Raw genomic sequence first — 9,513 nt, forward strand, 5'->3', positions numbered from 1 at the left:
TGTCGGGCGGGATTTCTGTATTCTCCGTGAGAGTACGCCGCCGTCGGACGCTCGGGTCGGTCCCCTGCCTTCCCACGCGCACCTGATCGGTCCTGTAGAGAATGTTCCCCTGCCCTCCGGCACATATATATCAACCCGGGCACATGGGAGGCGGGGGAAGGCGATGGCAAAGGTGAAGCGGTATATCTGCAGGCACTGTGGATATGTGTATTCCCCGCTCAGGGGCGAACCGCACCGGGGCATACCGGCGGGGACGGAGTTTAAAGACCTGCCCGAGGACTACATCTGCCCTGTCTGCGGCGCGACGGGAAAAGGACCGATAGGCACCTGGGGCTTCGAGCCCTGGAACCCGTCGAGATATGTCTGCAAGATCTGCGGCTACGTTTATGACCAGAAGAGGGGCGAACCGCACCGGGGCATACCGGCGGGGACAGCGTTTGATGACCTGCCTGATGATTATTCCTGCCCTGTCTGCGGACTGGACCCGAAGATATCACAGTACTACGGCAAGGTCGGCAGAGCCCAGTTCGAGGCCCTGGAGTATTGATCCCTGCTGAGGTTTGTGGTGACAGTCCTGTTAAGGATCTCCACAAACCGTTTGTTCTCCGACTCGGTAAGGGGTCTTTCTCTTATCTCCTCTACCCTGAGATCAAGTTCTCCGTCCGCATATTCAGCAATGACTGCAAGACTCTGAGATACAGGGGACCCGAATATCTCCCTGAGTTCCTCGTTCTTGTTCAGGTCATCGATGATCTGCGAGAGTACCCCCATCCTGATGCCCACACGCTTCATACCCCCCTCCGCATATTGTGGTGATGAACGGCGTATCGCAATTCTGGTATATAAAGAGGATGCCACCGACACTCCGGTGTGACGGAGTGTCTTCTCTCTCCGGGAAACTGTCTCTCTGCCCGGAAGAAGTCTCTCCGCGCCCGCATGAGAGAAAGAAAATGTCAGACATGATTATTCCGGACATGGCCCCGGATACGGGAATATTTCTGCGATTTTAATCATAAATCATGAAAAATCCCTGAAGATTATAAAGGAAGACTTATAGGGGGCACCAACAAACCGGAGATCAGAGATGAAGACAAAGATCCTCATGTATCAGGACTCGATTTCTGAGTGGTACAATGGTGAGTTCAAAGAGTGCGTGCGGAATATCAATCTCTACAGGACGGTCGCGATGAAACTCGATTCAGTTGAGGAGGCCGACCTTGAGATCCGCGACCTCTGAATAGTCTTATCTTTTATTTTCCAGGGCAACACGACCAGACAGAGACAGCGTCTGTATAGGCTTCCCGCGCTTTACCCGGATTGACCCGCACGCCAAGACGCATGAAATTCGTGCTGAGGATGTCTATCAGGCCGACTCTCTCGCCTGTGTTCAGGGCATTCAGGACATCGTACTCGGCCTTCATCCGGGAAAAAGTCGAGAGTACGGCGCGGCGATAGGCCTCTGGATCGTCCCAGGATGCGAGGATGAGGCCGACACTCCTGAGGGCAGGGACGATGCCGTCGCCAAGAAGGGGATAGACACACCCGGTCGCCTCGCCGATACCCCAGATATTCCCGGATACAAAGGGGAGTGCCCCGGACGGAGACGTGACCCTGAGATAACTCCTGCACCCGCACTTCGTCTTCATGCCGTCGAGCAGTCCGGAGTCCCTGAGAAGGGGAGACGGGTCGGCCATATGACTCAGGCAACCGATATGGTACCTGTCATCGCCAAGGGGGAAGGACCAGGCATACCCGCCGTACACGCAACGGACCTCGGGGAGTGCCCGGAGATCTTCCGTGGTGCCCCGGTACTGGATGCAGGGGACGAGTCTGTCGTCTGCGATGGGAGGGAGATAGGTCCGGGCGGTCCCCGTGGCGTCGATGACGCGGTCGTAGTCTCCAGGGTTGAAGGGTCCGCACCTGACCGGGAGATCGCCTCTCAGGTCGCGGATGAGAGCGGGTTTGTCGATCGTCATGAGGTCGACGCCGAACTCCCGTCCCTGGAAAATGGCAGAAGAGAACCTGTTCAGGATATAACGGGCAGGGTCGAGTCCTGCTGACCTGACCAGCGGCACGATCTCCCGCGTCGCCATCCAGGCACAGGGTGAGATCGAACACGTGTTCTGGTGAGGGAGGTCGTAGAGATCGACAGCAATGCCCTTCTCAGCAAGACACGAAGCCAGGTAACTCCCAGAAACGCCGGCACCGGCAATTGCAACCCTCATACTTTCTCTCCTGTGATTCGTCTCCCGCACCACATCAATGCTTTGCACTGTCGGCACCATCGTGACGGTGCTGGTGGTGGGTGTCAGGCGTGTGCGGGTGGTCGTGCCACATCTCGACGTGGGTGTGGGGATGGGAGTGGTATCCGTACCTGTCGAGAGGGGGCGTGCCCGGCGGGTGCTCGTGGTCGTGGTGGAGGTCGTCGTGCCTGTGGCGGTGCTCGTGCACCATCGCCTCGTGGTGGTGGGCGTGGGAATGCCTTTCCGTGATGAGGAGATATGCGCCGATGCCCATGATCAGGAGCGATGGGTAGAAGAGGACGCTTGGGCTCTCCGTGAAGAGGAAGAACGATACGAAAACACCGAAGAAAGGAGAGGTTGAGACAAGCGCACCTGTCCTTGCCGAACCTATCCCCCGCAGTGCCATCAGGAAAAAGACGCTCATGAGCCCGCCGTATCCGAGAAAGCCGATGAACATGGCGGCACAACATGTCTCTATAGGCGGGATGGCCTCGCCGAGAGCCCGGGCAATGAAGAACGTGACTGTACCTGCCCCGAGGCCCTTGATCATGACGATGGGGATGGGGTCTTTTGCCGAGATCTTCTTGCTGAAGTTGTTGTCAAGGCCCCAGAAGGTGCAGGTGAGGAGGATGCCGAGGGCGGCAAGAGAGAAGCCGAAGGCCTGGTCCGGGTTCCATGAGAGGATGATGCAGGCGAGGGTGACCAGGCAGAGCGCGGCACCCATCCTGCGGCCGATCGGTTCTCTGTACCACAGGACCGCAATGATGGCCGTGGCCACGGCCTCGAAGTTGAGGAGGAGAGCGGCCGTCGCCGCCGGGGTACGGGCGAGACTCACCATCAGCACGATCGGTGCGAGGATGCCGCCGCAGATGACGACGCCGGCAAGCCAGGGGAGGTCTGACCAACTGAGCGAAGCCTCGACACCGTCCCTTCCATTCCCTGAGAGAGAACCCACCATGAGGTAGACCAGAAGGCCGATCCCGCTCCCGAGAAAGAGGAGCGATGCCATGGTGACCGGCCCCACACCTTCGAGAAGGAGTTTGGAGAAGGGCGCTGCTATGCCGAAGAGCGCGGCGGCGGTCAGGGCATAGATGACAGGGAGACGCTCAGTGAATGACATACGACCAGATATGACTGTTTATTTTGGACAGGGTTGGTCTTATACCTGTTGAGAGATCAGGGGTCAATGACCGGCGCACCGGGAAAAAGGCAGGACTATATCGGGAATGCTGTTCGTTCAGAACTTGATCTGAAATGGGGTTCCAGAAACACGGAGAAAAGATCTCGACGAGATGAAAAGAAATGCGAGGGAAGGGATTCGAACCCTCGAACACCTACGTGACAAGGCCCTCAACCTTGCGCCTTTGACCTGGCTTGGCAACCCTCGCCCGTTACCCTATAGAGAAGGATCTTTACATTTTTTAATCTATCGCTCAACCGGGGCACAGAGACCCCGCCTTCAGGTACTTCTCCGGAAAATCACGAGAGAAGAGGGGACCTGGTCGGATGAGCGCAATGGTTTCAACCCTAAGAATCATTATCCTCCAGCACCGATGATAATGCTGGCTATGTGGGCAAAAATCATGCAGGAATTTGCCGATTCCCCGGCCCAGGCACGGGTCGTCAGGTTTCTCCTTGAGAACGGCTTTGGTGTTTCTGAAGAGGGACGCATTACCTGCAATGGTATCGAGATCCCGGCCACGCATATTGCACGGGCGATCGGGATCGACCGCCGGGTCGTCGATGCCACGGCCCGCCGTATCCTGACGATGGGGCCGGGAGCAGAAGTATTCTCACTGATGAGGGCAACACCCGACCTCTCCCGGGTGGCCGGGTCCCTGAAACTCACGGTCATCACCATCCTCCCGCGGGACGCCCATGAAAAGGGTATTGTCGGTGCGGTCGTCGGTGTCCTTGCCGCACACGACCTGACCATCAGGCAGATCTTCGTGAATGACCCCTACTTCTCCGAGTCCCCGAAACTGGTCGTCGTCCTCGATGATCCCCTGCCCGTCGGCGTGATCGAGGAACTGCGGGTCCTCCCTCACGTCCAGCAGTTGATCATCTGAGGTGGCGGAGGGGTTCGAGGTCGAGGTTGAGCCTGAAGGCCCGCAGAATAAATTTTCGACCGAGAAAAAGAGACCGGTCCATCCTCTCCTCGGGCGTGATCGCACGCGTCCCTTTGACCAGGTTGTCGGCATGGGCGACAATCTGTTCCTCCAGTCTCTCAGGCACCGAGTCCCGGGGTATGAGCCCGAGGAGGGCGCATTCCTCGACGGTCAGTCCCGCACCGATATGTCTCTGGATGATCCGGGCTACCTTGTCAGGACACCCGGACTGGCGGGCGAGGTCGGCGCCGACCTCGGCATGGTGGAGTGAGTGTGTCCGCGAGCGCCCGAGGTCGTGGAGCATCGCACCGGTCGTCAGAAGAGTCCTGTCGACGACCGGCGATCGGGCATATCCCGCAGCGACGGTATTAACTGTGCGGCAATGGGCGATGACGCCGGGTTCGCACCCGGCATCACTCAGATGCGCTTCCAGCCGTTCCAAGAGTTGCATGGATTGCCGCGATCCTCCGCTTCAGGGCGCCAAGGAGCATCTCGTTGTCAAAGTGCTTCACCTGAGCGCCGCAGTTCGGACAGTTAAAGTTTGCGTCGGAGACATCGTTGAAGGTGAAGATGCCGCACTCTTCACAGATGAAAAAGTCGTTCTCCTCCTCGTACTTCGCCCTCTTTGTCAGGATCTCCAGGACACGCTCGAGTTCCTCCCTGATCACGGGATAGACCATGTCGGTCTTGAGTGTCCAGAGGTAGGTGAGCCAGCCTGACTCCGGGTCCTTGATCCGCCTGTACTCGGCAAGGCGCCTCTCGTAGAGAGTATAGAGGGTGTGCCGTACTGAATTGAGGTTGATGCCGGTCTTCTCGGCAAGTTCCTCGTCCGAGTATTCGCCCTCGGGCGGAAACTTCTCGAGGAGATCGATGCCCTCGTTCCCGATATGACGGAGGAGATATGCCCTGACTGCCGGATCTGCAAGTATCTCGTCTATGCCAACCATCAGGGAATATATTGACGGACGCGTGTTATATTTCTATCCAGCATGGCGAGTGCGGCATTGCGGTCTGGCCCCCATCCGTAGATGCTCACCACCGCCCCTCCCTCCTCGATCTCTGTCCCCGGCCAGGGGATGTCGGCGCAGCAGTCGGCACAGGCGCCGAGGTCCTCGGTGAGCGTGAGGTCGTGGTCGGCGAAGAGGATCGTCCGCGCCGCCACCACGCCCGGTTTCTGGGCGTGCGGCGGAAGGATGCCCTGGCAGGCGTCGATGTGTCTCTTGAAGACGCTCTGCCCGGTTGCGATCTCGACGGTATCGAGGGTGCCCTGGAAGCGGGGGTTGATCTCGATCGCCCACACGTCGTCGTCGCCGACAACAAAGTCGACGCCGACCGACCCGACGCACCCGCTCCTGGCCACGGCCTCTTCTGCAATAGCGATCATCTTTGTGGCGAGGGGGTGGTTGAATGGTGTGACAGATCCGGAAAAGCCGTACGCCCGGTCGCCTTCGCCGCCGCGGAGGATCTGTTCGTTGACAGCGATGGCAACGGCCCGCTTCCCGTCGGCAATGCACGAGACGCTTGCAGGTATGCCGGAGACGAGTTCCTGGGTGATCGACGGGACGTCAGGCCATTCCTCTTCCCAGGCCCGGAGTTCGTCGGGGGACCGGACGAGGCGGTTCCGCCATCCGCCGGCACCGTGCCGCGGCTTGACCATGGCCGGGAAACGGCCGTCGGCGAGGTGCGGTGTCGGGATATGAGCGTCCTCGAAGAATGTCTGGATCTCCAGTTTGTCCAGGAAACGCGCCGAGACCTCGGTCGGGGTGCCTGCATGGGGGAGGGGGATGGTGAGGTCCTCGGCCCCGGAGGTGGCGACAAAGGCGTCGATCGTGTGGCCGTCGGCGATCGCGGCGATCGTGTCGGGGAGGTCTTCGAGTTCGTCGAACTTCAGGTACTTATGGGCATTCCAGCAGAGGTCCTGGTCGCAGAAGTGGTCGACGGCATAGACCTCGAACCCGGCCCGCCGCGCCGACTGGACCACGTGCCTGGTCGCAAAACCCGCGACAAGGACGCGTTTCAAAGCTCGACCACCCGTTTTCCGACCTTGCAGGGCTCGACGCGGATCTTTGCGTCCTCAAATTTGTGGCCCATCTCCTGGCCCTGGAAGAGGCGGTCGAGGAAGATGGCAAGGCTCGATATCTCTGAGTGGGGCTGGTTGGTCACGGAGACGTTGTAGTCGGCCATGCCATAGACGTCGCCCGGCACTTTCTCCGCGCCGACGATGATGAGCAGGTCTTCGGGGCGCTCCCGCACCTCGGCGGTGACCTCGCCGACGTCAAGGCCGTACATGGTGAGATGGGCGACGATGCCTCCCTTCGCTTTCCATTGCTTGATACACTGCCGCCACTTCACGTCGTTTTCAACGAAAAATTCTCCGCCCCAGCGTTCGACGACGTCTTCGATCGAGTCGACGATGCCGTGGTCGTCGGCAGCAAGGTACATGCCGTCCGCACCGAGGGCGCGGGCCGTGAGGCCGACATGGGTGGTCACCCGCAGGTCGCGCTCAGGCCGATGACCGAGTCTGAGGATACACACTTTCCTCATGAGTTATTATCTCCTTTACGTGCGAAATCAGGGATTTTTATGACGCCGTCTTCGACTTCGAGGTGAATGCCGGGGCCTGCACGCAGGTGGCACTTGAGAATGGACTCCTCGATCGAGAGGGCGCGGTATTCTTCGCCGTGCCGCTCGATGAGCAGGTACGAGACGAGGCGCTCCACCGAGGCTTCGACTGTCGCCTCGTCCCCGCCTGTGTATTCCCTGAGGGCGGGGATCGTCGTCGCCCTGTTCCAGGCGATCGCATGGTAGACCGTCCAGTCGAATTCTTCGGATTTCACACCGTATTTTGTGCTGGATCTCACAATATAGTTTGTCGTGCAGAGGGCTGCATAAAATTCTGAGGTCATCCGAAACGGATCGAAACCCCTGGTTGCGTTGATGACGTGACTCTCATTCAGGTCGAAAAATCGTGTCCGTGTTCCTGTTCTGGGGGGTTCAGCGAAGATCCCATGGTCTTCTTGAACCCGCTGACGCTCGCACCCCCACTATTACGATAGGACGGTGGATGGCAGACTTCTTCAGGTTACAGGACGTATCCTTCCCCCGTCCAATCCTGTGTCAGGGGTCGGGGGGCAACGAGCGATAGCAAGTTCGAGAAAATCTTTGATTTTCGGCGTCAGTCCCCCCTCCAGGACGAAGAGAAGGTGGGGGACTGGCGTTTTTCCCCAAGGATCAGGGGATATATCCTCAAAATATATTTTATCTCCGGGGGGAGAGGTATCATGATGACTGATTACGAGCAGCTGGCGGCACTGGCAGATAGAATCCTCGAGGAGGCCGAGGAAGACGACGTGCGCCTCGCCGGGATCCTTGACGGGATCGACGACGACGTCAGGCGCGAACTCCTCACCTCAGACCTGCTCAATGCCTTTCAGGTCTACTACTATTATTTCCGGGAATATCCGGGAGACCTTGCCGCCGACCGCCTCATGCTCGCTCCGGCTTCGGAGACGCTCCGCGGCGTGCTCCTTGACGAGGTCGATATTTTTGAACTTGTCTTCGGGGTCGATGCGGAGGGGCCGGCGATCGTCGTTACCGACGGGGAGACGGAGTACGGGAGGTTCAGGGGAAAGGGAGCGCGGCAGAAGGCGGAGGACTTCGTCCTCGACGAACTGGTTTGAGGGGGTTCTGGGGTCGGGAGAACTCTTTTTTGAAGGGTCTGTAGGGGGGGGCTCATCCCACTTCCGGACAGGAGAAATAACAAATCAGCCGGTATATCCTGTTCGTCCTTCCCTGACCCTATCCTGAGCGGGGTGCGAGCGACAGCGAGCATGAGAATACAGGGTATTGGAGATATCCTGTTCGGGCAGATCTCCGATCTGCCACGGGTCGAAGTCCTTCGAGATGTGAACGAAGTGAACGAGAGAAGACGAAGTCTTCGAGAAACGAGCGTCAGCGAGTTTGAGAATACGGAAAATCGAAGATTTTCCTGTTCACGCACATCTTCGATGTGCAATGGGTCGAAGACCTTCGAGATGCGAACGAAGTGAGCTAGAGAAGACGAAGTCTTCGAGCGTCCCCCGGTGACCGGTATGGGGAAGGCGGTGGATCGGCATCCATGTCCGGGGGGCATCGCTCGAAAACGTTCCGTTTTCTCAAGCTCCCTTCGGTCGCACCCCCCGGTCTCCCCACCATTAGGATAGAGACGAGATGGTTATCTCCCTCCTCAGAATATCCAGTTCACCCTTCCCCAGCCCAATCTTGAGCGGGGACGAACTGAGTGAGTCGAGAAGACGAAGTCTTCGCTGTCCGACCGAAGGGAGGTCAAGAAACCGAAGGTTTCGTTGTAGTCCCCCGGCACAGGCACGCCAGAACAAGAATTCTAAAAAGCCATTTTGGCATTTCTGTACTGAGGGGATCATTCTGGAGAAGGTGGGTGGTCAGCGCTTCTCCTTAGAGGATCAGACCTCTTCCCCCCGCGTGATGAGGTCGGTGTCGACCCGTGCGCCGACGATCTCGGGGAGTGTCCCCCAGGTGCCGACGGCGTCGCCGAGGATGGCGAGGGCGCCCTGCACCCCGGTGCCTTCGAGGGCGGCGAAGGGGGTGTCGTCGCCGGGGCTGAGGTCGTTGCAAAGGGAGGTCGCCCAGGCGTCGGCGAGGGCGACGTCCTCCGCGACGACGCAGACGGCGTCGGCGACGCCGAAGGAGATCGACGGCCCGACCGTCGCCGACGAGGTGCAGATGCCGAGGATGGCAGGGTGCGGTGGGACGAGGAAGGCCAGTCTGTCAGAGAGGGGCGACTCTCCGGCGTGGATGCCGATCCGCACATTGCGGTCGGAGAAGAGGGCGATGTCCCCGCCATTGTCGACGACGCCGAAGGAGGCGCCGGCCTCCTGCATCGCCTCCGCCCCTGCCCAGGCGATGGTGCCGGCGACCGCCGCCATGGGGCCGACGCCCGCGGAGACTGACGCCGCGCCCATGCGCCGCACGGTCAGACTCTCCGCCGGCGGGTTGTAGGGGTCGAAGGTGATCCCGAAGAAGGGGTCATCCGCGATGAACGCCTCCAGTTCTGCACGGGCGTCGAGCATCGCACTTTTTGCCGCGTCGATGAAGGACTGCTCGTCGGCCAGGATCGTCGTGATCGTCTGCCTGTACTGGAAGTG

General features: G+C 59.4%; 13 protein-coding genes and 1 tRNA gene. 4 read left to right on the plus strand and 10 right to left on the minus strand.

Annotation, left to right across the window (positions count from 1 at the left end):
* Positions 1-163 precede the first annotated feature (163 nt).
* Positions 164-547, plus strand: a complete 384-nt coding sequence (locus tag Q0520_RS06305; protein ID WP_298667718.1) for a rubredoxin — start codon at positions 164-166, stop codon at positions 545-547.
* Here Q0520_RS06305 and Q0520_RS06310 read toward each other — a convergent pair.
* Positions 502-792 (minus strand): hypothetical protein, encoded by a 291-nt coding sequence (locus Q0520_RS06310; protein ID WP_298667720.1) that lies wholly within the window; start codon positions 790-792, stop codon positions 502-504. The genes Q0520_RS06305 and Q0520_RS06310 overlap by 46 nt on opposite strands.
* 292 nt (positions 793-1,084) lie before the next feature.
* Between Q0520_RS06310 and Q0520_RS06315 the strand changes: the two genes are divergently transcribed.
* Complete coding sequence (locus Q0520_RS06315) at positions 1,085-1,237, plus strand: hypothetical protein (protein WP_298667722.1); 153 nt, start codon at positions 1,085-1,087, stop codon at positions 1,235-1,237.
* 13 nt (positions 1,238-1,250) lie between these two features.
* On the opposite strand, the gene Q0520_RS06320 is transcribed toward Q0520_RS06315, so the two are convergent.
* The 3 genes from Q0520_RS06320 to Q0520_RS06330 form a co-directional block, all read right to left on the minus strand.
* Complete coding sequence (locus Q0520_RS06320; RefSeq protein ID WP_298667724.1) at positions 1,251-2,225, minus strand: hypothetical protein; 975 nt, start codon at positions 2,223-2,225, stop codon at positions 1,251-1,253.
* Positions 2,226-2,259: 34 nt separating this feature from the next.
* On the minus strand, positions 2,260-3,363 hold the full coding sequence (locus Q0520_RS06325) for a DMT family transporter (RefSeq protein WP_298667726.1): 1,104 nt from the start codon (positions 3,361-3,363) through the stop codon (positions 2,260-2,262).
* 183 nt (positions 3,364-3,546) lie between these two features.
* Positions 3,547-3,631, minus strand: a tRNA-Leu gene (locus Q0520_RS06330).
* A gap of 180 nt (positions 3,632-3,811) precedes the next feature.
* Here Q0520_RS06330 and Q0520_RS06335 point away from each other — a divergent pair.
* The gene (locus Q0520_RS06335) at positions 3,812-4,312 is read left to right on the plus strand and encodes a regulator of amino acid metabolism, contains ACT domain protein (protein WP_298667728.1); all 501 of its coding nucleotides are present in this window, start codon (positions 3,812-3,814) and stop codon (positions 4,310-4,312) included.
* Here the strand turns inward: Q0520_RS06335 and Q0520_RS06340 are convergent.
* From Q0520_RS06340 to Q0520_RS06360, 5 genes are read right to left on the minus strand one after another with little or no spacing between them, the layout of a single operon-like run.
* Positions 4,305-4,802 carry an HDIG domain-containing metalloprotein gene (locus Q0520_RS06340; RefSeq protein WP_298667731.1) on the minus strand — a complete coding sequence of 166 codons (498 nt, stop codon included), beginning with the start codon at positions 4,800-4,802 and terminating at the stop codon, positions 4,305-4,307. The two genes, Q0520_RS06335 and Q0520_RS06340, sit on opposite strands and share 8 nt — an antisense overlap.
* A complete protein-coding gene (locus tag Q0520_RS06345; protein ID WP_298667733.1) occupies positions 4,765-5,298 on the minus strand; it encodes a transcription factor in 534 nt (177 codons plus the stop codon). The genes Q0520_RS06340 and Q0520_RS06345 overlap by 38 nt, the downstream gene beginning before the upstream one ends.
* Positions 5,298-6,371 (minus strand): ATP-grasp domain-containing protein, encoded by a 1,074-nt coding sequence (locus tag Q0520_RS06350; RefSeq protein WP_298667735.1) that lies wholly within the window; start codon positions 6,369-6,371, stop codon positions 5,298-5,300. The genes Q0520_RS06345 and Q0520_RS06350 overlap by 1 nt, the downstream gene beginning before the upstream one ends.
* Positions 6,368-6,895 (minus strand): tRNA (cytidine(56)-2'-O)-methyltransferase, encoded by a 528-nt coding sequence (locus Q0520_RS06355; RefSeq protein ID WP_298667737.1) that lies wholly within the window; start codon positions 6,893-6,895, stop codon positions 6,368-6,370. The genes Q0520_RS06350 and Q0520_RS06355 overlap by 4 nt, the downstream gene beginning before the upstream one ends.
* Positions 6,892-7,188: a MarR family transcriptional regulator gene (locus tag Q0520_RS06360; RefSeq protein WP_298667738.1), complete on the minus strand. Its 297-nt coding sequence runs from the start codon at positions 7,186-7,188 to the stop codon at positions 6,892-6,894. Before Q0520_RS06360 ends, Q0520_RS06355 begins: the two co-directional genes overlap by 4 nt.
* Before the next feature lie 444 nt (positions 7,189-7,632).
* Here Q0520_RS06360 and Q0520_RS06365 point away from each other — a divergent pair, with 444 nt between their 5' ends.
* Positions 7,633-8,031 carry a hypothetical protein gene (locus Q0520_RS06365; protein ID WP_298667741.1) on the plus strand — a complete coding sequence of 133 codons (399 nt, stop codon included), beginning with the start codon at positions 7,633-7,635 and terminating at the stop codon, positions 8,029-8,031.
* Positions 8,032-8,811: 780 nt separating this feature from the next.
* Here the strand turns inward: Q0520_RS06365 and Q0520_RS06370 are convergent.
* Positions 8,812-9,513 (minus strand): UPF0280 family protein (locus tag Q0520_RS06370; RefSeq protein WP_298667743.1); only part of this gene is annotated, 702 nt, incomplete at its 5' end.

The organism is uncultured Methanofollis sp. (genome assembly GCF_937919355.1).
In the GTDB taxonomy this organism is placed as follows: domain Archaea; phylum Halobacteriota; class Methanomicrobia; order Methanomicrobiales; family Methanofollaceae; genus Methanofollis.

What these genes read in the sequence shown, in the direction of transcription:
- Q0520_RS06365 (WP_298667741.1), top strand. Translation starts at nt 7,633, where the DNA reads ATGATGACTGATTACGAGCAGCTGGCGGCACTGGCAGATAGAATCCTC.
- Q0520_RS06315 (WP_298667722.1), top strand. Translation starts at nt 1,085, where the DNA reads ATGAAGACAAAGATCCTCATGTATCAGGACTCGATTTCTGAGTGGTAC.
- Q0520_RS06320 (WP_298667724.1), bottom strand. Translation starts at nt 2,225, where the DNA reads ATGAGGGTTGCAATTGCCGGTGCCGGCGTTTCTGGGAGTTACCTGGCT.
- Q0520_RS06305 (WP_298667718.1), top strand. Translation starts at nt 164, where the DNA reads ATGGCAAAGGTGAAGCGGTATATCTGCAGGCACTGTGGATATGTGTAT.
- Q0520_RS06335 (WP_298667728.1), top strand. Translation starts at nt 3,812, where the DNA reads ATGTGGGCAAAAATCATGCAGGAATTTGCCGATTCCCCGGCCCAGGCA.
- Q0520_RS06340 (WP_298667731.1), bottom strand. Translation starts at nt 4,802, where the DNA reads ATGCAACTCTTGGAACGGCTGGAAGCGCATCTGAGTGATGCCGGGTGC.
- Q0520_RS06345 (WP_298667733.1), bottom strand. Translation starts at nt 5,298, where the DNA reads ATGGTTGGCATAGACGAGATACTTGCAGATCCGGCAGTCAGGGCATAT.
- Q0520_RS06355 (WP_298667737.1), bottom strand. Translation starts at nt 6,895, where the DNA reads ATGAGGAAAGTGTGTATCCTCAGACTCGGTCATCGGCCTGAGCGCGAC.
- Q0520_RS06310 (WP_298667720.1), bottom strand. Translation starts at nt 792, where the DNA reads ATGAAGCGTGTGGGCATCAGGATGGGGGTACTCTCGCAGATCATCGAT.
- Q0520_RS06325 (WP_298667726.1), bottom strand. Translation starts at nt 3,363, where the DNA reads ATGTCATTCACTGAGCGTCTCCCTGTCATCTATGCCCTGACCGCCGCC.